Annotated in this window: 25 protein-coding genes; 16 read left to right on the forward strand and 9 right to left on the reverse strand. The window is 60.5% G+C overall.

Annotation, left to right across the window (positions count from 1 at the left end; all coding sequences use genetic code 11):
• Window positions 1–8 precede the first annotated feature (8 nt).
• The gene (locus BLU76_RS29510) at window positions 9–617 is read right to left on the reverse strand and encodes an FMN-dependent NADH-azoreductase (protein ID WP_092225666.1); all 609 of its coding nucleotides are present in this window, start codon (window positions 615–617) and stop codon (window positions 9–11) included.
• A 129-nt stretch (window positions 618–746) separates the two neighbouring features.
• Between BLU76_RS29510 and BLU76_RS29515 the strand changes: the two genes are divergently transcribed.
• Together BLU76_RS29515 and BLU76_RS29520 are read left to right on the forward strand one after the other, a co-directional pair.
• Complete coding sequence (locus BLU76_RS29515) at window positions 747–1,655, forward strand: LysR substrate-binding domain-containing protein (RefSeq protein ID WP_072348841.1); 909 nt, start codon at window positions 747–749, stop codon at window positions 1,653–1,655.
• Window positions 1,652–2,002 carry an MmcQ/YjbR family DNA-binding protein gene (locus tag BLU76_RS29520; RefSeq protein WP_092225668.1) on the forward strand — a complete coding sequence of 117 codons (351 nt, stop codon included), beginning with the start codon at window positions 1,652–1,654 and terminating at the stop codon, window positions 2,000–2,002. The genes BLU76_RS29515 and BLU76_RS29520 overlap by 4 nt, the downstream gene beginning before the upstream one ends.
• Before the next feature lie 3 nt (window positions 2,003–2,005).
• On the opposite strand, the gene BLU76_RS29525 is transcribed toward BLU76_RS29520, so the two are convergent.
• Window positions 2,006–2,425, reverse strand: coding sequence for a DUF1294 domain-containing protein (locus BLU76_RS29525; RefSeq protein ID WP_092142832.1), 420 nt, complete (start codon window positions 2,423–2,425; stop codon window positions 2,006–2,008).
• Complete coding sequence (locus BLU76_RS29530; RefSeq protein ID WP_063320894.1) at window positions 2,422–3,252, reverse strand: undecaprenyl-diphosphate phosphatase; 831 nt, start codon at window positions 3,250–3,252, stop codon at window positions 2,422–2,424. Before BLU76_RS29530 ends, BLU76_RS29525 begins: the two co-directional genes overlap by 4 nt.
• 274 nt (window positions 3,253–3,526) lie before the next feature.
• Here BLU76_RS29530 and BLU76_RS29535 point away from each other — a divergent pair, with 274 nt between their 5' ends.
• The 9 genes from BLU76_RS29535 to BLU76_RS29575 all read left to right on the forward strand — a co-directional run bounded on the left by BLU76_RS29535 (window position 3,527) and on the right by BLU76_RS29575 (window position 11,969).
• Window positions 3,527–5,161 carry a methyl-accepting chemotaxis protein gene (locus BLU76_RS29535; RefSeq protein WP_092142829.1) on the forward strand — a complete coding sequence of 545 codons (1,635 nt, stop codon included), beginning with the start codon at window positions 3,527–3,529 and terminating at the stop codon, window positions 5,159–5,161.
• Between the two features lie 258 nt (window positions 5,162–5,419).
• Complete coding sequence (gene pnuC / locus BLU76_RS29540; protein ID WP_092142826.1) at window positions 5,420–5,983, forward strand: nicotinamide riboside transporter PnuC; 564 nt, start codon at window positions 5,420–5,422, stop codon at window positions 5,981–5,983.
• Window positions 5,980–6,504, forward strand: a complete 525-nt coding sequence (locus BLU76_RS29545; RefSeq protein ID WP_092143705.1) for an AAA family ATPase — start codon at window positions 5,980–5,982, stop codon at window positions 6,502–6,504. Before pnuC ends, BLU76_RS29545 begins: the two co-directional genes overlap by 4 nt.
• Before the next feature lie 322 nt (window positions 6,505–6,826).
• A complete protein-coding gene (locus tag BLU76_RS29550) occupies window positions 6,827–7,273 on the forward strand; it encodes a hypothetical protein (RefSeq protein ID WP_092142823.1) in 447 nt (148 codons plus the stop codon).
• 1 nt (window position 7,274) lies between these two features.
• Window positions 7,275–7,868: an adhesin gene (locus tag BLU76_RS29555; RefSeq protein ID WP_092225670.1), complete on the forward strand. Its 594-nt coding sequence runs from the start codon at window positions 7,275–7,277 to the stop codon at window positions 7,866–7,868.
• A 59-nt stretch (window positions 7,869–7,927) separates the two neighbouring features.
• Window positions 7,928–8,920 carry a hypothetical protein gene (locus BLU76_RS29560; RefSeq protein WP_063320889.1) on the forward strand — a complete coding sequence of 331 codons (993 nt, stop codon included), beginning with the start codon at window positions 7,928–7,930 and terminating at the stop codon, window positions 8,918–8,920.
• A gap of 236 nt (window positions 8,921–9,156) precedes the next feature.
• Window positions 9,157–9,837: a C39 family peptidase gene (locus tag BLU76_RS29565; RefSeq protein WP_092142817.1), complete on the forward strand. Its 681-nt coding sequence runs from the start codon at window positions 9,157–9,159 to the stop codon at window positions 9,835–9,837.
• Between the two features lie 58 nt (window positions 9,838–9,895).
• Window positions 9,896–10,642 carry a hypothetical protein gene (locus tag BLU76_RS29570; protein WP_063320887.1) on the forward strand — a complete coding sequence of 249 codons (747 nt, stop codon included), beginning with the start codon at window positions 9,896–9,898 and terminating at the stop codon, window positions 10,640–10,642.
• Window positions 10,643–10,688: 46 nt separating this feature from the next.
• Window positions 10,689–11,969 (forward strand): transporter, encoded by a 1,281-nt coding sequence (locus tag BLU76_RS29575; RefSeq protein ID WP_092142814.1) that lies wholly within the window; start codon window positions 10,689–10,691, stop codon window positions 11,967–11,969.
• 69 nt (window positions 11,970–12,038) lie between these two features.
• On the opposite strand, the gene BLU76_RS29580 is transcribed toward BLU76_RS29575, so the two are convergent.
• Window positions 12,039–13,364, reverse strand: a complete 1,326-nt coding sequence (locus BLU76_RS29580) for a sigma-54 dependent transcriptional regulator (RefSeq protein ID WP_063320885.1) — start codon at window positions 13,362–13,364, stop codon at window positions 12,039–12,041.
• A 341-nt stretch (window positions 13,365–13,705) separates the two neighbouring features.
• Between BLU76_RS29580 and BLU76_RS29585 the strand changes: the two genes are divergently transcribed.
• The 3 genes from BLU76_RS29585 (at window position 13,706) to nhaB (ending at window position 17,043) form a co-directional block, all read left to right on the forward strand.
• On the forward strand, window positions 13,706–13,972 hold the full coding sequence (locus BLU76_RS29585) for a hypothetical protein (protein ID WP_013693488.1): 267 nt from the start codon (window positions 13,706–13,708) through the stop codon (window positions 13,970–13,972).
• 183 nt (window positions 13,973–14,155) lie between these two features.
• Entirely contained in the window at window positions 14,156–15,445 is a 1,290-nt protein-coding gene (locus BLU76_RS29590; RefSeq protein WP_092142811.1) for a hypothetical protein, read from the forward strand.
• Between the two features lie 95 nt (window positions 15,446–15,540).
• Complete coding sequence (gene nhaB / locus BLU76_RS29595) at window positions 15,541–17,043, forward strand: sodium/proton antiporter NhaB (protein WP_092142808.1); 1,503 nt, start codon at window positions 15,541–15,543, stop codon at window positions 17,041–17,043.
• 163 nt (window positions 17,044–17,206) lie between these two features.
• Here nhaB and BLU76_RS29600 read toward each other — a convergent pair whose 3' ends face one another.
• From BLU76_RS29600 to gnd, 3 genes are read right to left on the reverse strand one after another with little or no spacing between them, the layout of a single operon-like run.
• Window positions 17,207–18,028, reverse strand: coding sequence for an HAD family hydrolase (locus BLU76_RS29600; RefSeq protein WP_092142806.1), 822 nt, complete (start codon window positions 18,026–18,028; stop codon window positions 17,207–17,209).
• Window positions 18,025–19,545, reverse strand: coding sequence for a glucose-6-phosphate dehydrogenase (gene zwf / locus BLU76_RS29605; protein ID WP_092142803.1), 1,521 nt, complete (start codon window positions 19,543–19,545; stop codon window positions 18,025–18,027). The genes BLU76_RS29600 and zwf overlap by 4 nt, the downstream gene beginning before the upstream one ends.
• The gene (gnd, locus tag BLU76_RS29610) at window positions 19,542–20,546 is read right to left on the reverse strand and encodes a phosphogluconate dehydrogenase (NAD(+)-dependent, decarboxylating) (protein WP_256572296.1); all 1,005 of its coding nucleotides are present in this window, start codon (window positions 20,544–20,546) and stop codon (window positions 19,542–19,544) included. The genes zwf and gnd overlap by 4 nt, the downstream gene beginning before the upstream one ends.
• 250 nt (window positions 20,547–20,796) lie before the next feature.
• Here gnd and BLU76_RS31650 point away from each other — a divergent pair, with 250 nt between their 5' ends.
• On the forward strand, window positions 20,797–20,970 hold the full coding sequence (locus BLU76_RS31650) for a DUF6026 family protein (protein WP_170867344.1): 174 nt from the start codon (window positions 20,797–20,799) through the stop codon (window positions 20,968–20,970).
• A 373-nt stretch (window positions 20,971–21,343) separates the two neighbouring features.
• Window positions 21,344–23,083, forward strand: coding sequence for a phosphoethanolamine transferase CptA (locus tag BLU76_RS29615; protein WP_092142800.1), 1,740 nt, complete (start codon window positions 21,344–21,346; stop codon window positions 23,081–23,083).
• 24 nt (window positions 23,084–23,107) lie between these two features.
• Here BLU76_RS29615 and BLU76_RS29620 read toward each other — a convergent pair whose 3' ends face one another.
• Window positions 23,108–23,602, reverse strand: a complete 495-nt coding sequence (locus BLU76_RS29620) for a GNAT family N-acetyltransferase (RefSeq protein WP_072348553.1) — start codon at window positions 23,600–23,602, stop codon at window positions 23,108–23,110.
• 57 nt (window positions 23,603–23,659) lie between these two features.
• Window positions 23,660–24,781 carry a cell division protein ZapE gene (zapE, locus tag BLU76_RS29625; RefSeq protein ID WP_092142797.1) on the reverse strand — a complete coding sequence of 374 codons (1,122 nt, stop codon included), beginning with the start codon at window positions 24,779–24,781 and terminating at the stop codon, window positions 23,660–23,662.
• Window positions 24,782–25,006 lie beyond the last annotated feature (225 nt).

Here is a 25,006-nt window from a genome sequence, read left to right on the forward strand (position 1 = left end):
CGCAGGTTTTACGCAGCGGCGAACTGTTCGCCGATCTGCGCCTGGGCTTCGTTCATGCCCTTATTGCGCATGTCATCGCCCTTGGCCAGCCCTTCCGCACGGACGAATTCGATGTCGGTGATGCCCAGGAAACCGAACATCACCTTCAGGTATTCCTCGTGCCCCACGCTACTTGGCTGCCCGGCATGCAAACCACCGGCGGTGGAAACGATCACCAGCTTCTTGCCACCACACAGGCCTTCGAAGCCAGCTTCGGTGTAGCGAAACGTCTGGCTGGCCACGGCAATGCGGTCGATCCAAGCCTTGAGTTGGGTCGGAATGCTGAAGTTGTACATTGGCGCGGCGATGACCAGCGCATCCGCCGCCTGGAACTCTGCCATTGTCTCGGTGCTAAGGTCGGCTTCGTACTTGAGCGCAGCGTCACGCAATTCGGCGCTGGTACCGGCGGCAACCAGCGTCTGGGCGGAAAAATGGCTGATGGCGTCGGCGGCCAGGTCACGGTAAGTAACGGTGATGCCTGGCTCGGCAACTTTCCAGGCTTCAACCACTTGACGGCTCAATTGGCGGGAAGCGGAGTTGTCACCGAGGATGCTCGAATCGATGTGCAGTAGTTTCATATCAATGCTCTCCAAATGAGGACCGCAACCGGGCGATCAATTGGCGACCATCCTACATATGAGACCAATGATCGATAAGTCAGCATAAATGCGATAGTTTGTCCCATTGACAGGACAATCGAGTTCAACATGCAAGACCTCAATGACTTGTATTACTTCGCCAAAGTCGTCGAAGCCGGCGGTTTCGCGGCGGCTGGGCGCGCGCTGGGCATTCCCAAGTCGCGGTTGTCGCGGCGTATCGCCGAGCTGGAAGAACGCCTCGGCGCCCGGTTGCTCCAGCGCACCACCCGCCAATTGAAATTGACCGCGGTCGGCGAACGTTATCTGCGCCATTGCCAGGCCATGTTGCTGGAGGCCGAGATGGCCGACGAGGCAGTGGCGAGCATGTCCAGCGAACCCCGCGGCCGACTGCGGGTGTCGAGTCCGGTGGGCTTGGCCCACCAGTTCCTGCCGGCGATAATCGAAACCTTCCTGGTGAAATACCCTTTGGTGCAACTGGATATGACCCTGCTCAACCGGCGGGTGGACTTGATCGGCGAAGGCATCGATGTGGCGTTGCGCGTGCGCGATCTGGGGGACGAGGATCCCTTGCTGATGACCCGGCGCCTGCGCCAGGCGCGACTGATGATGGTTGCCAGCCCGGCCTTTGTCGCAGGACGGCGGATCGAAACCCCGGACGATCTCAAGCAACTGCCGGTGCTGGGGGCATTGGAAGCCGATCGCCAGGTGCACCTGCGCCTGGTCAGTGCCGATGGGCAGCGGGTGGAACTGAGCCTGGAAGCCCGCCTGGGCATCGACGACTTCATTGTGCGCCGGGCCTGCACCCTCGCCGGCCTGGGCTTCACCTTATTGCCGAGCATGTATTGCGAGCAGGAATTGCAGGACGGCACACTGGTGGAACTCTTGCCTGGATGGTCATCGCCCGATGGCTGGCTCCAGGCGGTCTACCCGCATCGGCGTGGCGTGCTGCCAGCGGTGCGTGCATGGATCGATCATTTGGTGGAAGCCTTCGAGGGCTGTGGAGATAGAACGATATGAGGTTGAGCGAAGAGGATGTCGCGCAGTTTTGCCTGGGCCTGCCCGGCGCCAGGGAGGACTACAAATGGGGCGGCGTGCGGGTGTTTTCCATTGCCGGGAACAAGATGTTCGCCCTGCAGGGCCTGCGAGGCGACTCGCTGGCGTTCAAGGTCGACAAGGATCTGTTCCTGGGCCATTGCGACCGACCGGGCATTCACCCCGCGCCTTACCTGGCGCGGGCCCAGTGGGTCATCATGCAAGTGCCCTACCCGCTGGGGGTCGAAGAGTTGCGTGGCCTGCTGCAACGCTCACACCAATTGGTGGCCAGCAAATTGCCCAAGCGCACCCAGGTGGGCTTGTTGCTCTAGTCATTAGAACAAATAGCTGCCCAGGAACAACTGGTCGATCCAGAACACCTGGTGCAACAGCACGATGAACCAGAACACGACCTGAAACGACACTTTGCGAGTCTTGTGGCGAAACAGCTGCTGGGCCAGCAAGGCTCCGGGCCAACCGCCGGCCAGCTCCACCGCATGCAGCACATTCTCCGGGGTGCGCCAGGTGTCGGCGCGCGCCTTGCGCTTGTCGCTCCAGTACAGCAGGAATGCCACCACGCTGACGCCGCCATAAGCCACCATCGGCACCCACGACACCGCCCGCAGCCCCAACAGGAGCGAACCGAACAACGGCAAGGCACAGAGCAGCGCAAACACCATCAGTTTGAGCCGCAGGTGCTGCACGGTGCCTTCAGCATTGCGCCCGGCGTGTTTGCGGCTGCGTGATTGGTTCATGGCTTGGCAGCGGTCCAGTCCACCCAGCCGAACTGCCAGGTTGCCAGGATCAACAGGCCGAAGGCGATTCGATACCAGGCGAACACGGCGTAGCTGTGGCTGGCGATGAATCGCAGCAGGCCCTTGACCGCAATCATGGCGAAAATGAACGCGGTGACGAAGCCAATGGCGAACACCGGGAAATCCGCCGGGACGAACAGTTCACGGTATTTGTAGCCCGAGTAGACCGCCGCGCCAACCATAGTCGGCATTGCCAGGAAGAACGAAAACTCGGTAGCGGTTTTACGCGACAGCCCGAACAGCAGGCCACCAATGATGGTCGCGCCGGAACGGGAGGTGCCTGGGATCATCGCAATGCATTGGGCCAGGCCGACCTTCAGGGCATCTTTCCAGGAGATCTCGTCCACCGTTGCGGCGTGCACCTGGTGCTGGCGCTTCTCGGCCCAGAGCATCACCAGGCCGCCCACCACCAACGCGGTGGCCACCGTGACCGGGTTGAACAGGTAGTGGTGGATCCAGTCGGCGAACAGCACGCCCAAGACCACGGCGGGCAGGAAGGCGATCAGCAGGTTGGCGGTAAAGCGGCGGGCGCTGGGCTGCGTCGGCAGGCCCAGCACCACGTCAAAGATCTTGCGGCGAAACTCCCAGACCACCGCCAGGATCGCGCCGAGCTGGATGATAATGTTGAACGCCATCGCACGCTCACCGCCGAACTCGAGCAGGTCAGCGACAATGATCTGGTGTCCCGTGCTGGAAATCGGCAGAAACTCCGTCAAGCCTTCTACTACGCCAAGAATCAGTGCCGAAAAGGCGGTCCACAAATCCATTCATCCCCCAAAAAAGACGCTGTTCATGCAGGTCTTATCAATATTCAAGTGTCATGCAGGTCCCCCGCAGCGGGTGCACGATAACCGCGACCTTTCAAAAAAAACCAATGAAAAATGAGAACCGGCTCAGGTTTTGCGCTGCGGGGCCGAAATCCTATCAGACGAGCCCTGATAACGCTGCCGCGTTGTGACTCAGGTCAATGACCGATAGCGGCCGGGCGCTACAGTGCCGGCCGTCGATATGACAAGAATAAAAAAACCGGAGTGACAGCGTATGAATAGCTTGCGCAGTGTGTCGATCAGCCGACGCTTGTGGCTCATCCTGGTCGTGGCCATCGTGATGTTGTTCACGCTCGGCGCCTTGATGCTTAAACAGATCCACAGCGACCTCTACCAAGCCAAGGTGCAGAAAACCCAGCATGTGGTACAGACCGCCAGCGGCGTGCTGACTTACTACCAAGGCCTGGAAGCTGCCGGGACCCTCACCCGTGACGCCGCGCAAAAGCAGGCCCTCAGCGCCGTACGTGGCCTGCGCTATAACCAGGCTGATTATTTCTGGATCAACGACCTGACGCCGGTCATGATCATGCACCCGACCAACCCGAAGCTTGAAGGCCAGAATCTCTCGGCCATCCGTGACCCGAACGGCTATGCGCTGTTCAACGAGATGGTTGCCATCGCCAAGTCCAAGGGCGCCGGCATGATCAATTACCTCTGGCCGAAACCGGGCGCCGAGGCCCCGGTGGGCAAGACCTCCTACGTCCAACTGTTCGAGCCCTGGGGCTGGATCATCGGCTCAGGCGTGTACGTGGATGACGTCCAGGCCGAGTTTCAATCCCAGGTGATCAAGGCCTCGGTGGTTGGACTGGTCATCACCCTGCTCATGGGCCTGCTGTTGACCCTGATCGTGCGCAGCATCGTCGGCCCGTTGCAGGAAACGGTCAACGCCATGGCCAACATCGCCAGCGGCGAGAGTGACCTGACCCGCACCCTCGACACCCACGGCCAGGACGAAGTCACTCAACTGGCGCGGCATTTCAACGCCTTTACCGCCAAGTTGCGGCAAGTGGTGACCCAACTGCAAGCTTCGGCCAGTGCGCTGGGGCAATCCTCCAGTGAATTGGGCAACGACGCGGCGCAGGCCCAGGAACGCAGCCAGCAGCAGTCGCAACAAATGGAGCTGGTGGCGACCGCGATCAATGAAGTGACCTATGGCGTGCAGGACGTGGCCAAGAACGCCGAGCACGCGGCCAATGAGATGCGCGACGCCGAATCCCAGGCCCAGCAAGGCCAGGTCAACATCGATGGCAGCTTGCAGCAGATCGACCGCCTGTCCCAGACCATCGACCAGGCGGTGGAAGTGATCCGCACCCTGGCGAGTGAAAGCACCCAGATTGGCAGCGTGCTGGAGGTAATTCGCTCCATTGCCGAGCAGACCAACCTGCTGGCCCTCAACGCCGCGATCGAAGCCGCCCGCGCCGGCGAACAGGGCCGGGGCTTCGCGGTGGTCGCCGATGAAGTGCGGTTGCTGGCCCAGCGTACTCAGAAGTCCACTGCAGAGATCCAGGCGATGATCGAGCGCCTGCAAACCCATTCCGAAGCCGCCGTGAAAGTCATCGGCGACAGCAGCCGTGCTTCGCAACTGACCATCGAACAGGCCGGCCTGGCCGGTGCCAGCCTCAACGCCATCGGCCAGGCCCTGCGCAATCTCAACAACCTGAACGCCTCCATCGCCAGCGCCACGTTGCAACAAGCCCATGTGGTGGAAGACATCAACCAGAACGTCACCCAGGCCGCCGGCCTGTCCCACAGCACGGCCATGGCCGCCGAACAATCCAGCCAGGCAAGCACCCGCCTCAAGGCATTGAGTGAACAGTTGAACGGGTTGCTCACGCAGTTCCGGGTCTAAAGATCGGTAGCCCCCCTGTGGGAGCGGGCTTTGGATTAGATCGTTCCCACGCTCCGCGTGGGAATGCATCCAGTGACGCTCTGCGTCACCTCCAGAAGCGGAACGTGGAGCGTCCCTGGCGACATTTCCACGCAGGAGCGTGGGAACGAACGTAATCCCTTGCTCGCGATAGCGACGGCACATTCAACATTGGTATTGGAGCTGCCCACGCCATAGCGTTTACAATCGCCGCCCTCTTCTATTCCCCAAGGAACCGCCATGTCCGGGCTTGAACTGTTTGCCGCAGCCCTCGGCGTGATCGCTGTCTGGTTGACCGTCAAGCAGAACCCCTGGTGCTGGCCGATAGGCCTGGTCATGGTGTTGCTGTACAGCTGGATTTTTTTCGAGGTGAAGTTGTACTCGGACATGCTGCTGCAGGTTGTCTACGCAGTGCTGCAACTCTACGGTTGGTGGCAATGGACCCGTGCCGGGCACAATCATGATGGACGCCAGGTCAGCAGTCTCGGTGGGGCGTCAGTGCTGTCCGGCCTGGCTATCGGTGCGGCAGGCAGCCTGCTGTTGGGCGCCGCCATGGCCCACTGGACCGATGCCGCCCAGCCCTGGCTCGATGCCGCGCTCACCGGTTTCAGCCTCGTGGCCCAGTGGTGGATGGCGCAGAAACGCGTGCAATGCTGGCCGCTGTGGATTGCCCTGGACGTGATCTTCGTCGGCCTGTTCATCTACAAAGGCTTGCACCTGACTGCCGCGCTCTATGCCCTGTTCACCCTGTTGGCCGTGCAAGGCTGGCGGGAATGGCGCGCCGACCCGGCCCTACGCGCATGAAGGTGGTGGTGCTGACCGGCCCGGAATCCAGCGGCAAGAGTTGGCTGGCGGCGCAATTGCAGGAACATTTTGGTGGCGTGCGGGTGGATGAGTACGTACGCCATTTCATGGAGCAGACCCAACGCGACACCTGCCTGGCGGACATCACCGACATCGCCTCCGGCCAATTGGCCTGGGAAGATGAGGCGCGTGCCCGCCGGCCGGCGCTGTTGATCCTCGACACGCACCTGCTGAGCAACATCCTCTGGAGCCAGACCCTGTTCGGCGACTGCCCGGACTGGCTCGAGCCGGCCCTGCTGGCCCGCCATTATGACCTGCACTTGTTGCTGAGCCCCGAGCAAGTCGAATGGACCGGCGACGGTTTGCGCTGCCAACCCGAACTGGCAGAACGCATGGATTTCTTCGAAGCGATCGAGCGTTGGCTGGTTCGGCATCAACGGCATTTCCAAGTGATTGAAGGCGATTGGACGCAACGTCGGGACCAGGTGTTCGCCGCCGTGACCCGACTGCTCGACATCTGACGTATCGCGAGGGGTGTGTTGCGTTCTTGAAACACCTGGCCCCCCTCAAACCCTGCCCCAGCGCCCTTTCACACAATTGTCATCCTCACTGTTAGTTTCTTGAAACACTCCCCTCCCACAGCCTGGATCCATAGCCAAACGATAGCGCACGGCCATTAACCGCCACAGGGTTGTCTCACGGATGAAACAGATTCGACCGGCGGGTCATACAAAAAAACTCTAACCCTTTGAACTACAAGTCATTTCAAAACACGGCACAACACATGCTCTCCCACTTCGCAACGCTGACAAGGGCCAGCCCACCGAAGAAGGAATCGATGCCGTGGGGACTTTCAAGAAAAGTTTGACGTGCCTGCTGTTAACCGGCTGCGCCGCCAGCGCAACGCTCAGTCTGCCGGCGCAGGCCGAGGGCAACGGCGTCATTGTGCTCAACCGCGACGTGCAGCCCATCGCAATTGGTCGCAACGGTGGCAAAGACCCCTATCCAACCACCGTCAATGCCAACCCCTCCGAACGAATCAACCAGGCGACCGCCAGCACCGAACTGAGTGACGGCGAATTTGCCAGCGTGGCCAGCGGCTCGTCGATCCGCAACACCGTCAACCCGAATACTGGCGTGCAAGGTCTGAACGTCGTGACCAATCCCAACGGCATGCCGGGCATGAATGCCGGTCACGGTGGCGGTAGCGGCGGCGCGATCTCCGGCACCATCAACCGCTCGCTGAGTTCCGGCCTGGCCCCGCTGGGTCGGCTGGCGGGAGGTCAGTGATATGAAGCCCGTGCTGTTTCTGCTCGCCCTGTTCATGCTTTCCCTGCTCAGTTCTTTCACCGTATTTGCCGATCCAGGTGTTGCGGTGGTCAGTAATGCCAACCTGCAGGATTCCGGCAGCCATTACACCGGCAACTTCAACGTCAACCAAGCCGCCGGCGACCAGATCCAGCAAACCAACACCCGGGCCATCGCCATTGGCAGCCACGCCCAGGCCAGCACCCGCGTGCAGCAACGCGTCGACACGCCGGCCGACCCTTCCATGACCGCCACCGCCCGTATCGGCGGCCACTCCTTCACCAACGGCAACGGTGTGCTGGGCGTCAACCAGTCCGCCGGGGCCAACAACCAGATGGCCAATGTCATGCGGGTGGGCATCAGTGCCCATCCGCAGAGCATTGACGACAGCGCCCTGTCTCAACAGAACGTGGCGTTGCTACCGAACTCAGGAGCAACTGGCGCCCCAACCGGCAGTCGCCAGGTCGTTACCAGCGACCAGGCCTTCACCGGCAGCCGAGGGGTAATCCAGGTGAACCAGAGCGCAGGGGTGGGAAACCGCATGGCTAACACCCTGAGCATCCGAGTCGCGGATTGACCCGGAGGCTACATAAGAAAGTACTGACACTTAACCAACGACACGCAAGGAGAAACACCATGAAACCTACAATGGCACTCAAACCATTGGTTTTCGCTCTCGCCGCGGTCATGACAATGGCGGCACAGGCTGGAGGAAACGACAACAATAATGGCCATGGCAATGGTCACGGTCACGGCAATGGCCATCAGCAAGGGCCGACGCTGGATCAATTGCTCTCCATCAATGCCGGCGCTGGGGCTACGGTGCTGGATGAGCAGAACAGCGACGGTAACGTGGTGACCAACCAGGCCACCAGAAACACCGCTGAAGCCACTGACTCGCTCAATGGCAGCAACGGCAATATGGGCGCCAACATTGCCGGCGGCGACGGCAACCAGCAGGACAACGCCGCCGCCCTGGCCACCGCCGACGAAAGCTTTATCTTCGGCTCGGCTGTCGCCGCCTCCAGCGCCACGCAGGTCAATAACAACAACTACGTCAAGAACAACTCGACGCAAAACAACGCCTCGCTCACCAATGCAGGCAACAGTGGCTCCGGCAACATCGGCATCAACGTGACCGCCGGGAACTTCAACCAACAGAAAAACAACCTGGCCATCGCTGTATCCGGGGGCCGTGTCGCACAGGCCTCTGCCGCGGCTGACCAGTCCTCCACCGGCCTAGTGGTCGACAACAAAGGCGTGCGGACCTACAAGACCGACACCCTCACCAGCACCTACAGCGCCTCCGGCACGTTCAAGGCCAAAGGTACCGGTACCGCCGAAGACAACGATCACGGCGGCTGGGACAACAGAGGCGGCGGCTATGGCGGCGGTCACGATGACGACAAGTTCAAGTTCTCCGCCGTGGGGACCTTCGAGCTGGCCGGCAGCAACACCCAGCAGGTGCTGACCCGTGACGGTTGGAAAAACCCTGTGATCAACAACGCCACCATGACCAACTCCATGAACGGCTTCTCCGGTAACGGCGGCGCCAACGTGTCGGCAGGCGTGGGCAACCAGCAGAGCAACTCGCTGTCCATCGCTGCCGGCTGCAAAGCCTGCATGTAAGCGCGCATGAAACGAAGCCCCGGCAACGGTAATGCTGTCCACTCAGGACGTGAGTGATTCTTGTGGCGAGGGAGCTTGCTCCCGCTGGGCTGCGAAGCAGACCCACTGGTTATGAGTGCTTCGCACTCAAGCGGGAGCAAGCTCCCTCGCCACGGACTCAGTTCAACGCTTTGAAATGAACGACATGACACGCAAAGGGGCTTTTTTTCCCTGGATGTTCATTAGGCGTATTGATCATGCGTGTCACTGCCGTTTCCCTGCTGCTCTGCCTGGCCTGCGTGGCCGAAGCAGCGCAGATGCCGGTCGCCGCCCTGCCTGGCGGCATGCTGGTCTACAAACCGGTGCAAAGCATACGCGAACGCAAATTCAGCGACATCGTCGAGCAGAAAACCGATTTCAGTTGCGGCGCCGCCGCGCTGGCCACGGTGCTGCGCCAGGCCTACTGGCTTGACGTCGATGAAGAGCACGTCATCAAAGGCATGCTGGTCAATGCCGACCAGAACCTGGTTCGCACCCAAGGGTTTTCCATGCTGGACATGAAGCGCTACGTGGAAACCATCGGCATGCGCGCCCGAGGCTACCGGATACCGCCTGAGAAACTCGAAGCGGTGACGATCCCGGTGGTGGTCCTGATGGAGATACGCGGCTACAAGCACTTCGTGGTGTTGCAGCGGGCCGACAAGCAATGGGTCTACATCGGCGACCCGGTGCTGGGGCACAAGCGCTACGCCCACGATGAGTTCGTCAAAGGCTGGAACGGCATCGTCTTTGCGATCGTCGGCCCGGGCTATGACAAGACCAATGCACTACGCAGCCCTCCTCAACCCCTGACAGCCCGTAACAAGCTGGACGGTTTCAACCCGGTCAGGGATGCGGAACTGATGGACTTCGGTTTCATACAGAGCGACTTTTTCTAATCGCCGATTACTGCCAACAATAAGTACAAAAAGGAGCAGGACGCTCCGGGAGCAGCACATGAAAACCTCACACTGGCTGTCGCTGGCCTGCCTGCTCGCGACTGCCTCGGGCTTTGCCCATGCCGGCTTCAAACCCATCGAAGTCAAGGACCAGGAGCTTGCCGAGCTGCGCGGTCGTTATGTCATGCCTGGCCGAGTCATCAGCTTCGGCATCGTCATGAGCAGTACCTGGCGCAACGCCAGCGGCGACTTGATCGGCGCCACCAGCACCATGCAGATCCAGGCCGCCACCGTCAAACCCGAATTCTACGTCTCGACCATCAAGCAGACCGGTAACGGCAGCGCTCCGGAACAGGGCAGCGGCAACATTACCGGTGGTGCTGGCCTTGGCACGAGCCAGGGCGTGACCCAGAGCGTGCGTGCCGCCGGCGACGGCAACACGGCCTACAACAACGTCAACATCAATGTGAAAGAGAGCAACCAGGCGCCTGCGCTCGTCCCCTCCCAAGGCCAACTGCTGACCAAGGGCCAGACCATCAGCGGCAGCAACGCCGCCGGCAGCGTCGCGGTCACCGCCACCGGCAATGGCGTGCAAATGGCGATCCAGGCCAGCCACAACCAGGGTGGCACCCTGCAGCAAGTGGCCCAGGGCGGCTTGCTGCAAAACACTCGCCTGCTGGGCAATAGCAACTTGGTCAACAACATGACGCAGCTCAACGTGGTGCTGAACAACAACGGCCCCAGTGCCGGGGCATTGGACTGCAATCTGACCCAACTGCGCGGCCTCCGTAACCTCGGTTATTGAACTACGCTGTTTTCCGATCATTGGGCAAATAGGGACGGCATATTTCATGTATCGATCCGTATCGTTGCGCGCTGTGATGTGTTTAAGCACGTTGTTCCCGGCGGCCGTGTTGCACGCGGCCCCGGATGCAGACATCGAGGCGCTGAAACAGGAACTTCTTGAGCTCAAGCAACGATACGAGGTCCAGCAGAAAGCCCTGGCGGTGCTCGAACAGCGGGTTCGCCAGGTGGAGGATCAACCCGCCACGCCACAGCCCAAGCGCCTGGCCAAATCCCCGGCCGACATGAAAGGCAACCAGACCGTGGCCGGCGGCGCGACAACGACCGGCGGCAGCGGCTATGGGCAATCCCTGGCCGATGATTCCCAACCGGCCCAGAGTGTCTCCAACCTCTATGACGAGGCCAGCGGCTTCTTTGGCGGCGGCAAGTTCAGTTTCGAGACCGGCGTGACCTATTCACGCTACGACACGCGGCAACTGATCCTCAACGGCTTCCTGGCCCTGGATTCGATTTTCCTGGGCAACATCAACCTCGACCGGATCAAGGCCGACACCTGGACGCTGGACCTCACCGGCCGCTATAACTTCGATAATCGCTGGCAGTTCGACCTCAACGTGCCGGTGGTCTATCGCGAATCCACGTATCAGTCAGGCGGCGCGAACAACGGCGCGGCCGGGGTCACCAGCGAAGAAACCGTGACCCGCGACCCGACCATCGGCGACGTCAACTTCGGCATCGCCTACAAGTTCATGGATGAGTCGATCAACGCTCCGGACGCGGTGGTCACCCTGCGGGTCAAGGCCCCCACCGGCAAGGACCCGTTTGGCATCAAGCTGCGTCAATCCCAGGCCAACACCAACCTGTTCGTGCCTGACGACCTGCCCACCGGCAACGGCGTGTGGTCGATCACGCCCGGGCTTTCGCTGGTCAAGACCTTCGATCCGGCGGTGCTGTTCGGCACCCTCTCCTACACCCATAACTTCGAAGAATCGTTCGATGACATCAGTTCCACAGTCAACCAGAAGGTCCCAGGCAAGGTGCGGATCGGCGACAGCTTCCAGCTCGGCGCGGGCATCGCCTTTGCCTTGAACGAGAAGATGAGCATGTCGTTCTCGGTCTCTGACCTGATCCAAAAGAAAAGCAAGCTCAAACAGGACGGTGGCGACTGGGAGTCGGTGACCTCCAGCGACGCCAACGCCGGCTACTTCAACATCGGCATGACCGTCGCCGCGTCCGACAACCTGACCATCGTACCCAACCTGTCCATCGGGCTGACCGACGACGCACCAGATTTCACCTTTAGCCTGAAATTCCCGTACTACTTCTAATACCCTCAGGGATATGTGACGGGCACATATCCCAAGGGCAATGCCCCCCCCTGTGGGAGCGAGCTTGAGTCAGCGGATCTGATGCTTGTGCAGCAGGCGATAGAATGTCGGCCGGGACACGCCCAACACTCTGGCGGCCACGCTCAGGTTGTCGCTGTGACGGTTGAGCACATCGCTCAAGGCCTGGCGCTCGGCGCGGGTCTTGTAGTCCTCCAGCGTACCCATCGGCGCCGCGACGCCCTGGTGGCTGGCCAGGCCGAGGTCCCGGGCTTCGATTTGACGCCCTTCGGCCAACACCAGACCGCGACGGACGCGGTTGGCCAGCTCGCGCACATTGCCGGGCCAGTCATGCATGCCCATCGCCACCAGCGCGTCGTCGCTGAAACTGCGAGGACGGCGACCGGTTTCCTGGCTGTAGAAATGGGAAAAGTGGCTGGCCAGCATCGCCAGGTCACCATGACGCTCGCGCAGCGGCGCCATCACCACTTGCAACACGTTCAAGCGGTAATACAGGTCCTCGCGAAACCGCTTGTGCTCGATGGCCGCCTCAAGGTCCACATGGGTGGCCGCCAAGACCCGCACATCGACCGCGATCGGCTGGCTGCCACCGACCCGCTCAATGTGTTTTTCCTGCAGGAAACGCAGCAGATTGGCCTGTAGCTCCAACGGCAGGTCGCCGATTTCATCGAGAAACAACGTCCCGCCGTGGGCCGCCTCGATCCGCCCGATCTTGCGTTGGTGAGCCCCGGTGAACGCGCCCTTCTCATGCCCGAACAACTCGGACTGGATCAGGTGCTCGGGGATGGCACCGCAGTTGATGGCGATGAACGGCTTGTTGCGCCGGTGAGACTGACAATGCAGGGTACGCGCCACCAGTTCCTTGCCGGTACCGCTCTCCCCCCGAATCAAGACCGGCGACTCGGCGGGCGCCAGCTTGCTCAACAATTTGCGCAGCTCGCGAATCGGCTTGCTGTCGCCCAGCAGTTGATGTTCGGGTTGATCAATGTGGATCGAGCCCTGCCCCCGCAAGCGCGCCATGCCAAACGCCCGGCCCAGTGTCACCTGGACCCTGGACACGTCGAAGGGCAAGGTATGGAAGTCGAAAAACCATTCGCAGACGAAATCACCGACGTTTTTCAGGCGCAACACTTCCTGATTGAGCACGGCGATCCATTCGGTGCCGCTACGGCTGATCAACTCCTTGACCGCTTCCGGGCGCTCCAGATGAAAAGGCTGCAACCGCAAAAGGCCGACGTCGCACGTCCGATCGCTGGCGTGTTCGAGGGAGCAACTGTCCACATCCCAGCCAATGGTGCGCAGACCTGGCAACAGGCGATGACAATCATCGCAGGGATCAACCACGAGCAGACGACGTGACGTACTGGCTTCGATCATGACTGATCCTTGGCGTCAAAATAAGGAAATATGATTAGAAACAGTCGTTTGGCAAACCTGCATGTAACAGTAGCAAGAAGTTGACGCCCCCTTGTATCAATTGATTATCGAGGTCGCTTCAAACTGGTTATAAGCAGGCGGTTGGTTAGTTATCTCAAGTCTGTTTGTTTCAGGGTGCTTTCAAACAAAAGCCCAAAAGCCTGGTCTGAAAGAAAATCGAAATTTATTTAAATAATGTGTGACCCGCCTGCGGGTTCGGGACATCAGTACAAGTAACCAGCCGCACGGTACGCCCAACCGACGGCACATCATTTGTTTGGGCACACTTAAGAGAAAACGCCATGAACGCCCCGCTCCGTATCAACGAAGCTCTTTTGATTGCCGACCGCGCATTCCGTCCTTTCCAATGCGTGGCCTGGGCTCCACAAGACGGTAACGGTGAACTTAGCCTGACCGTCATCGACCGCACCAATACCCATATTGGCCGCACCCAAATTCCAAGCAGCGCCTATACCGACCCGGTCCAACTGGCCGATCTGTTGAAACAGGCCCGTGCCGAACTGAGCCAGGAAGGCTATACATTGCAATCCTGGTCGATGCCTGAATAACCACCGGTAAAGCCTGTTATCCATTGCAGGCTTGGCTCTGGGTTGTAAAGCCATCGTTATGGCACGAATTGCCGCTGTATCCGTAGAACATGACAGTTGTGCATTGTCACATTCAGGGATTGAATGTTGCCCTCATGCAGTCGTCGCCCTTTCGGGCTGCTCGACACGCAAGGAGAGGCAGGCATGCTCGATCAGTTCGCGTTTGTGTCCCCCAGGGCCATGGCCCACGCCGGACAACTCGACCCAGGCTTTGCCACCAACGGCAAAGCCTGGGTTCATTTCGAAGACAGTACCTCGAGCCTGACCACCGGATTGACGCTCGATCATGCCGGACAAATCCTGGTGGCAGCCAGGATCGAGACGGCCCACGGCAGTCGGTTCGGGCTGGCTCGACTCAGCCACGACGGTGAGATTGACCCGGACTTCGGCACCCGCGGCTACGTGATCGGCGCGTTTGAACACGGTTTCGAAGCGACGGCGGGTAAGGTGATCGTGTTGCCCAATGGGCATATCCTGCTGTCCGGCCTGCACTATGAAAGCAACGACCACACCCTTCCCGCCCTGGCGCTGTTCGACCAGCAAGGTTGCGCCGTTCAAAGCTTCGGCAATGCCGGCCGGCACATCATCAGGCTTTGCGGCAATCTCTCCCAAGGGCTGCGCGACCCCTGGCTCCCCCCCGGCGTGCCGGGACTTGAGGCTTGCGACATGCAAGTGCAGGCCGATGGCCGGATCCTTGTGCTCGCCAATCACCACTATCAACTCTCCGACCATGTCGGCGTACTGATCCGGCTCTTGCCCGATGGGGCATTGGATTCCTCGTTCAACGGTCGCGGTTTCGTGATGGTCCGACGCTTGTTGAAAAATACCTGGCTCGGCTGCCTGGTGCTCCAGGCTGACGGCCATATTGTCGTCGGCGGCGCCATCGACTTGCCCCAGCATGGCCTGATTGCCCGTTATGACAGCAGCGGCCAACTCGATGACAGCTTTGGCGAGAACGGCTTCCTGTCCATCCTGGCCCAGGGGCACAGCGTGATGGTCAGCCAAATCGTTCAGGATGCGGCCGGTGATCTGCAGGTGTTCGGCAGCAGCCGTGATCCGATGCATAGCCTGTCCCTGAAAGTGCGCCCCGACGGCAAGCCGGATCGTCATTGCAACCAGGGTCAGTGCCAACTCATGGCGATCGGGCGCACTGCCAGTCAGTGGACCGCCGCCCAGCTTCAAGCGGACGGAAAACTGGTGACCGCCGGCGCCACGATCGGCGGTATCGAGGCCGACTTCGTACTTGCCCGACATCTGCCGGATGCCAGCCTCGACCCGGATTTCGGCCAGGGCAAGGGCTGGGTTCGCACTCGGCTCGGCTACAGCCTGGACACCGCCACTTCCCTGGCTATGCAAGCTGATGGAAGAATTCTGGTAGGCGGCTATTCGCTCCAGGGGCATTATCGAGCGGTGGTTGCGCGGTATTGGGCCTGAGCAGGATTGTCGCGAGTGGACGGTATTTATTCTTACTCTTGATATTCCTTATTTCTTACGGCAAGTTGCGCGCTTCTAAATAAAAGGAGCAGCCAATGTCCGGTTCGATGGCTCAAGCTTTCGCGCATAACTTTCTGGGGCATTCCCCACGCTGGTACAAGGCGTGCGTCATCACGTTCCTGATCCTCAATGCCGTGGTGCTGTGGACCCTGGGCCCGGTCGTTGCCGGTTGGATGCTGGTGGTGGAATTCATCTTCACCCTCGCCATGGCCCTTAAATGCTATCCGCTGATGCCTGGCGGCCTTTTGCTGGTCGAAGCGCTGGTGATGGGCATGACCACGCCCAAGGCGCTATATGATGAGCTGCTGCACAACTTTCCGGTCATCCTGCTGCTGATGTTCATGGTGGCCGGGATCTACTTCATGAAGGATCTGCTGCTGTTCCTGTTCTCGCGCCTGCTTTTGGGTGTGCGCTCCAAGGCGCTGCTGTCCTTGATGTTCTGTTTTCTCTCGGCGTTCCTGTCTGCGTTCCTTGACGCATTGACCGTCACCGCGGTGATCATCAGCGCCGCCGTGGGCTTCTATGCGGTGTATCACCGTGTGGCGTCGGGCAACGATCCGCGCCAGGACAGCAATGTCGATGAAGACCATGATCTGCCGTCGAGCCATCATGAAGATCTCAATCAGTTTCGGGCGTTTCTACGCAGCCTGCTCATGCATGGTGCCGTCGGCACGGCGCTGGGCGGCGTCTGCACCCTGGTAGGCGAACCGCAGAACCTGCTGATCGGCCATGAAATGGACTGGCATTTTGTCGATTTTTTCCTGAAAGTCGCGCCAGTGTCGCTGCCGGTGCTGGTGGCCGGGCTGGTGACCTGCGTAGCCTTGGAAAAACTGCGCTGGTTCGGTTATGGCACGCTGCTACCGGACAACGTACGCACCGTGCTGGCCGATTATGCCGAGCAGGACAATCGTGAACGCACCGCACGGCAACGCGCCGCCCTGATCGTCCAGGGTATTGCCGCGCTAATCCTGATCGTGGGCCTGGCCCTGCACATTGCCGAAGTCGGCCTGATCGGCCTGATGGTCATCGTGTTGATTACCGCCTTCACCGGCATCACCGACGAGCACAGGCTTGGCAATGCGTTCAAGGACGCCATGCCGTTCACCGCGCTGCTGGTGGTGTTCTTTGCAGTGGTGGCGGTCATTCATGACCAGCAGTTGTTCACGCCGCTGATCCAGTGGGTCCTGGCCCTGCCCGCCGACCAGCAGCCCGGCATGCTGTTCATTGCCAATGGCCTGCTGTCGGCGATCAGCGACAACGTGTTCGTGGCAACCATCTACATTACTGAGGTCAAACAGGCCTTCGTATCCGGCCACATGAGCCGCGAACAGTTCGAGACCCTGGCGGTGGCCATCAACACCGGCACCAACCTGCCGAGCGTCGCCACACCCAACGGCCAGGCGGCATTCCTGTTCCTGCTGACCTCGGCGATCGCCCCGCTGATTCGCCTGTCCTATGGCCGGATGGTCTGGATGGCACTGCCCTACACCGTGGTGATGGGTGGCTTGGGCTGGTATGCGGTGACTTACTGGCTGTAGAAGTATTGCTGAGCAGAAGGAAAACCTGTGGCGAGGGAGCTTGCTCCCGCTGGGCTGCGCAGCAGCCCCAAGAAAGCATTGACACTGCGGTGTGTCAGGCATGTACAGGGGGGCGCTTCGCGCCCCAGCGGGAGCAAGCTCCCTCGCCACAAAGGGCCAAAGCTTATCGCGGCAAGATGTAGCGTTCGATCGCCAGGGCCGCGCCGTCTTCGGTAACGGCTGCAGTGATGACATCGGCCTGACGCCTGATCGCCTCCTCCGCCTGCCCCATGGCAATCGACAAGCCCGCGCGATGGAACATCGCCGGGTCGTTGCCACCGTCGCCCATGGCCGCTGTCTGCTCCAGTGGCACATCCAGGAACTTCGCCAGGGTCAAGAGTGCTTCGCCCTTGTTGGCCTGCATCGCCGTCACGTCCAGGTAGATCGGTTGCGAACGCGACACCTGGGCCTGGCCCTTGAGCAGCGGGTGCAAGCGAGCCTCCAGCTCAACCAGCAGATCCGTATTGGCGCTGGTGGCGACGATCTTGTCGATCCGCTCCAGGTAGGGTTCGAAGCTGTCGACCTGCACCGGCGGATAACCCAGGCCACGGGTTTCCACCGGCACCATCGGACCGTTGGCGTCACGCACCAGCCAGTCGCCGTCGGCGAATACCCAGACCTCGATACCGGGTTGATCGGCGTACAACGCCAGCGTGGTCAGCGCGGCCTCAGGCGGCAGGTAATGCACGGCGAGGAAACTGCCGTCCGGATGCACCAGCGTACCGCCATTGAATGCCGCCGTGGGCAGGTCGACGCCGAACGCCTCGATGAACTGCAACATCGCCCGCGGCGGCCGCCCGGTGGCGAGGCTGAACAGCACGCCAGCTTCACGCAATGAACGAACGGCTTCGATGGTGCGCTGGTTGAGGCTATGGTCGGGCAGCAACAACGTGCCGTCCATGTCACTGAGCAAAAAGCGGATGGGATGCATCAACTGATCACTCATCCGAGGCCATGCCAGACGCGGCTGTCGCGAGTAAGCAATTCATCGGCGGCCGCCGGGCCATCTTCGCCGGCCTTGTAGGGCTGGAATGCCGCGTCCTGCTGCCAGGCATCGAGGAACGGCTGCACGGCGCGCCAGCCGTTTTCGATGTTGTCAGCGCGCTGGAACAGCGTCTGGTCACCGGTCAGGCAATCGTAGATCAGGGTTTCGTAACCCGTGGATGGCTGCATTTCGAAGAAATCCTTGTAGGCAAATCCCAATTCGATATTGGCCATGTCGAGTGCCGGCCCCGGCCGCTTGGCCAACAGGTCGAACCACATGCCTTCATTGGGCTGGATCTGGATTCTCAGGTACGTAGGTTGCAGTTCGTCGACTTCAGTGTCGCGAAACTGCGCGTATGGCGCGGGCTTGAAGCAGATGACAATCTCGGTGTCCCGCACGCTCATGCGCTTGCCGGTGCGCAGGTAAAACGGCACGCCGACCCACCGCCAGTTATCGATCATGACCTTGAGGGCGACGTAGGTCTCGGTGCTGCTGTCGGGCGCCACGTTGGCCTCCTGGCGATAACCGTTGACCGCCTTGCCGCCGACTTCACCGGCTGTGTACTGGCCGCGAACCGAGTTGGCCCGGGCCTGCTCCACCGACCAGGGCCGGATCGCGCCGACGACCTTGGCCTTTTCGCCACGCACGGCGTCGGCACCAAACGCCGCTGGCGGCTCCATGGCCACCATCGCCAGCAGTTGGAAAAGATGATTGGGCACCATGTCCCGCAGGGCGCCGGTGTGTTCATAAAAACTGCCACGGGTTTCCACGCCGACCGTTTCGGCGGCGGTGATTTGTACGTGGTCGATGTAGTGGTTGTTCCAGAACGCCTCGAACAGGCTGTTGGAGAAACGGCTGACCAGAATGTTCTGCACCGTTTCCTTGCCCAGGTAATGGTCGATGCGATAGATCTGCTTCTCGCTCATGACCTTGAGCAGGCAAGCGTTCAGCGCTTCGGCGGTGTGCAGGTCGGAGCCGAACGGCTTTTCGATCACCACGCGACGGAAGGCCCCTTCCTGCTCCTGAAGCAGCCCTGCCGCACCGAGGCGGCTGACCACTTCACTGAAAAAACGTGGCGCGGTCGCCAGATAGAAAACCGCGTTGCCGGTGCCGCTGGCGGCGATTTTCGCCGCCAGCGCCTGGTAGGTGCTCTCATCGAGAAAATCACCCTGGACGTAGCTGATGCCCTTGGCCAGCTTGGCCCACAGCACCGGATCGAGCGCCCGGTCGGCATCGCCGCCCTTGCTCGCCGCTTCGTTACGGATGAAGTCCTCGAGTTTCTTGGCAAAATCCACATCGCTGATGGCGTTGTGGTCAACCCCGATGATGCGCAGCCCATCGCCCAGCAGACCGTCGCGACTGAGGTGGTAAAGCGCCGGCATCAGCAGACGCTTGACCAGATCGCCATGGGCGCCGAACAGAAACAACGTGGTCGGCGGCGCGGGTTCTGCCTTGGATTTGCTGCCGATCGAGGTCATTTTTTCGGCGTCTCCACGTGGCCGCCAAAGCCGAAGCGCATGGCCGAGAGCATTTTGTCACCGTACGTACTTTGCTGGCGCGAGCGGAAACGGGCAAACAACGAACTGGACAGGACCGGAACCGGCACCGCTTGCTCGATGGCCGCCTCGATGGTCCAGCGCCCTTCACCGCTGTCGGCGACTTCGCCGGAAAAGCCGTCCAGTTTCGGATCGCTGGCCAGCGCATCGGCGGTCAAGTCCAGCAACCACGACGACACCACGCTGCCGCGACGCCAGACTTCGGCGATATCGGCCAGGTTCAGGTCGAAGCGCTGCTCCGCTGGCAGGCTTTCGCTGGATTTGGTCTTGAGGATGTCAAAGCCCTCGGCGAAGGCCTGCATCATTCCGTATTCGATGCCGTTGTGGATCATCTTCACGAAATGCCCCGAACCGGCCGGGCCCGCGTGGATGTAGCCACGTTCGGCGCGGTCATCGTCGGATTTGCGGTCACGGGTGCGCGGGATGTCGCCCATGCCTGGGGCCAGGCTGTCGAACAATGGGTCCAGGCGCTTCACCACTTCGGCATCGCCGCCAATCATCATGCAGTAACCGCGCTCCAGGCCCCACACGCCGCCGGAGGTGCCAACATCGATGTAGCTCAGGCCTTTTTCCGACAGGGCCTGGGCGCGACGGATGTCGTCTTTGTAGTACGTGTTACCGCCGTCAATGATTACATCGCCCGGCTCCAACAGCTCGCTGAGGACGTTGATGGTGTCTTCGGTGGGCGCGCCGGCTGGCAGCATGACCCAGACCGCCCGTGGTTTCTCCAGCCCGGCGACCAGTGCCGGCAGGTCCGCGACGCCCGTGGCGCCATCCTGGCGCAGGTTTTCGACAAAAGCGGCATTGCGGTCATAGACAACGGTGGTGTGCCCATTGAGCATCAGGCGCCGCGCAATATTGCCGCCCATGCGGCCCAGTCCAATGATCCCGAGTTGCATGTGCTGATGCTCCCTACTACAAATAAAGGTAAGTCAAAGGTTTAGCTCGTACGACACGTGGAGGTTAGTCCAGAGCATTGCTGCATAGTTTCCGGGTAATTCGAGCGATCACAAGGGATAACGCTCAAGATCCGGCCGAAGACACAGCGACCATGAAAAATAAAAAAGTTCCAATCACAAGCAAAAGAAATCAGAATCGGCGCCGATAGTAGAGGTGTCGACCAAATACTGGCGACATCTCTATAGTTGATGTACGCCATTTGCGAGGTGAGCAATGGGCCCTGTCGTTACCGCACGTCCTCCCCAAACCCTTTATGTGACCATTCGTCGCGATGAATTGCGCCTACTCAAGGAAGAACGCGATCTACTGCTTGATGAAGTGACGCAGTTGCGCATGCAGTTGCAATACGCACAGCTGCCCCACCAGAACCAGTCCCTGGCTCGGTAACCGTCCCCGGAGGCACGGTTGAAGAAGTGACGCTGGTCAAACAGTGTCACTTCCATGTAGTCCTGCCGTGCCCACTTGCGGCGAGAATTCTATCTGTGGGAGCAAGGCTTGCCCGCGATGAACGATAACGCGGTTCAGCGGTACGACCGCGGCGCGGCTATCGCGGGCAAGCCTTGCTCCCACAGGTCCCGCCCCTAGAGACAAATCCCCTTGCCACAGGTGCATTCGCACCTCACGTGCGTTTTGTATCCGAAAAACTCACAAAGTTTTCACAACCGACTCGTAATACTCTCCGCCTTTAAGGTTGCTCGGCGTATGCCTGCGGTCACCAATCCGGTGCCGACAGCTTCGTCGACAAAGGCTGGAGCGCTTGATGAGTTTGTTCAAACGCAGCAAAACGACTGCGAAAGGTTTCGACTGGGCCGGGCTTGGCTGGCTGTTTCTGTTCTTCTGGTACTTCTCTGGCATCACCCAACTGCTCATTCTGTTGAGCGACACCTCCGGCTTCACCGGCTTTCGCCAAGCGTTCGTGATGAGCGCGGTGTGGTTGGCGCCCCTGCTGCTCTTCCCCGCCCGCACGCGCGTGCTCGCCGCCTTGATCGGCGTGGTGCTGTGGGCCTGCTCCATGGCCAGCCTGGGCTACTTCTTCATTTACCAGCAAGAGTTTTCCCAGAGCGTCATCTTCATCATGTTCGAATCGAACGTGTCTGAAGCCGGCGAATACCTGACACAGTATTTTGCCTGGTGGATGGTGGCGGCGTTCCTGGCCCACACCGCCGTCGGCTGTTGGCTCTGGACCCGCCTGCGCCCGGTGTACCTGCCCCGGGGCCAGGCCATGGTCGCCGCAGCCGTCATCGTGCTCGCCGTGGCCGGTTATCCGCTGGTCAAGCAAACCCTGCGCACCGGCAGTTTCGCCGGTGGCTTGGAGAAATTCGAGAATCGCATCGAGCCGGCCGTCCCGTGGCAGATGCTGGTGGCCTATCGTCGCTACGGTGAACAGTTGGAGAACATGCAAGGCATGCTCCACAGCGCCAGCAAGATCGCGCCACTGCGCAACCTCAAGGACGCCATGGCCGACCAACCGGCCACTCTGGTGCTGGTGATCGGTGAATCCACCAACCGCCAGCGCATGAGCCTCTACGGTTACCCGCGCGAAACCACGCCTGAGCTGGACAAGCTCAAGGACCAGCTGTCAGTGTTCGATAACGTCATCACCCCACGCCCCTACACCATCGAAGCGCTGCAGCAGGTGCTGACGTTCGCCGACGAACAGAACCCGGACCTGTACCTGAGCACCCCGTCGCTGGTGAGCATGATGAAACAGGCCGGCTACAAGACCTTCTGGATCACCAACCAGCAGACCATGACCAAGCGCAACACCATGCTCACGACGTTTTCCCAGCAGGCCGACGAGCAGGTGTACCTGAACAACAACCGCAATCAGAATGCCGCGCAGTACGATGGCGATGTGATCGAGCCGTTCAACAAAGCCCTGGCCGACAGCGCCCCGCGCAAGCTGATCGTGGTGCATCTGCTCGGCACCCATATGAGCTACCAGTACCGGTATCCACCGACCTTCAACAAGTTCACCGATCGCCAAGGCGTACCGGCAGGCGTGCGTGATGATCAGGTCCCGACCTACAACAGCTACGATAACGCGGTGCTGTACAACGACTTCGTCGTGTCCAGCCTGATCAAGGACTACGCCAAGACCGACCCCAACGGCTTCCTGCTGTACCTGTCCGACCATGGTGAAGACGTGTTCGACTCCGCCGGCCACGACACACTGGGCCGTAACGAAGGCAAGCCGACCGCGCCGATGTACACCATCCCCTTCATGGCCTGGGCCTCGCCCAAGTGGCGCGAAAGCCATGACTGGAACTTTGCCGGCGAGCTGTCGCGTCCCTACAGCAGCTCGCACCTGATTCACACCTGGGCAGACCTGGCAGGCTTGAGTTTTGACGAGCTGGACCGCAGCAAGAGCCTGGTCAGCGATGACTTCAAGGCCCGGCCGCTGCTGATCGGCGACCCCTATCAAACCCCACGCAAGGCCCTGATCGACTTCAGCCTGATGCAGCCCAAGGCACCGACGACCGCAGTCGTGCAGAAATAACCGAAACCCATCAGAAGCCCGCTTTTACAGGGGCTTGATCCAGAATTCCATAGGCCCGTGGGCCGGGTCGAACATGCCGGCGGCAAAGCCGAACTTGGCATAGCTGGCCTGGGCCACGGCATTGCCCTCCAGCACTTCCAGGGTAATCTTGCAGCAACCACGCTGGCGGGCGATGTCCTCAACCTTCTGCAACATCTTCTGGCTCAACCCGAGGCCGCGAAAATCCTTCATGACCGCCACGTCGTGGATGTTCACCAGTGGCCGGCAGGCAAAGGTTGAAAAACCTTCGAAACAATTGACCAGCCCCGCCGGTTCGCCGTTGACGAAAGCCAACACGCTGAAGGCATGAGGGCGCTTGGCCAGTTCCTCGGGCAGGTGCAGCAGCACCTCGGCCGGCAAGGGATGTCCCCCGCCCATCGGGTCCTGCGCATAGCCATTGAGCACATGACAGATCGCTTCAGCGTGGACCGGGTTGGTGTAGCTGGCTTGCAGTACAAGGATGTCCTTGGCTTCTTCCATGACCTTCCATCTCACTTCGTTAGTGCCGCTGGCTCGACGCCGTCGGCGGGATACAGGTCAGGCTTGCTGACCAAAACGTTGCATTTGCATTTCCTGGAGGCGGCTGAGAGTACGGCGAAACGGGAATTGCAGATAGCCCTCGGTGTACAACTCATCCATCGGCACCGCAGCCGAAAGGCACAACGGCACCTTGCGGTCATAACATTCGTCGACCAGGGCGATGAAGCGCCGTACGCCATCGTCATGGATCGACAACTGCGGCAATTCGCGATCACCGGCCTCGACCCTTTCGACGCCGTCTTCGGTGCCACGGGCAATGCGCCCTTCGCGCTGCTCGGCGCTCAGGCACGGCACGTCACTGAGCAGGATGACGCTGAAGCGGTCGCACAGCGCCATGAAATCCAGCGCCGAGAACGGTTGCTCGCACAGGTCGGGGTAACGGCTCCAGAGCACGCTGTCGCTGGCCTGGACCGGTTCAAGCAGGCGATGACCGACCTCGATCGGCGCACTGCTCGACGCTTGCCCGCAGGTCAACTGGTTGAAGACGTCACCCAGCGGATCAGGTTGCCCGGGATCGCGCAGCCAATAACGCTGCTGTAATTGGCCTGGGTGCTGGCGATGGTCTTGCCAGCCGTTCACCGGCACGACCTGCATATATCGATTGATCGCGGTGATGGTCGGCAGGAAACGCTCACGGTTGTGGCCGTTGGCATAGAGCTCCTCCGGCGGCAGGTTGGAGGTACTGACCATTACCATCCCCAACTCGAACATCACCTGGAACAGGCGTCCGAGGATGATTGCATCGCCAATGTCGTTGACGAACAGTTCGTCGAAACACAGCACCCGTACTTCAGCGCTCAATTCCCGAGCCAGGGCCTGCAAAGGATCCGGCGTCCCTGTGAGCTGGAACGAACGCTGATGCACCCACGCCATGAAATGGTGGAAGTGTTGTCGACGGGCCGGCACCTTGAGGCTTTCATAAAAGCGGTCCATCAGCCAGGTCTTGCCACGTCCCACCGGGCCCCAGAGATAAACGCCCTTGATCGCCTTGCGACCTTCGTGCAACGCCTTGTGGCATTGCTCCAGTGTCATGATGGCCAGTTCCTGGGCCTCGTCCTGGACGAAGCCGTGGTGTTCGATGGCATGCTGCCAGGCACTCAAGGGGGAGTCGAAAGTCATACGGCCCGGGTCCGGAATACGAAGGTGGGGAGTATGCCATGACAGCGGGGGCGGATGAGTCATTCACCTGCCTGTGACTCAATGCCAAACCCTCTGACTCAACGCCAAGCCTGTGTGGCGAGGGAGCTTGCTCCCGCTCGGTTGCGCAGCAACCGCAAAAGCTTGGGGCCGCTACGCAGCCCAGCGGGAGCAAGCTCCCTCGCCACAACTGCATTCATTTCCTAT

It is taken from the genome of Pseudomonas sp. NFACC08-1 (assembly GCF_900106735.1).
GTDB lineage: Bacteria > Pseudomonadota > Gammaproteobacteria > Pseudomonadales > Pseudomonadaceae > Aquipseudomonas > Aquipseudomonas fluorescens_Q.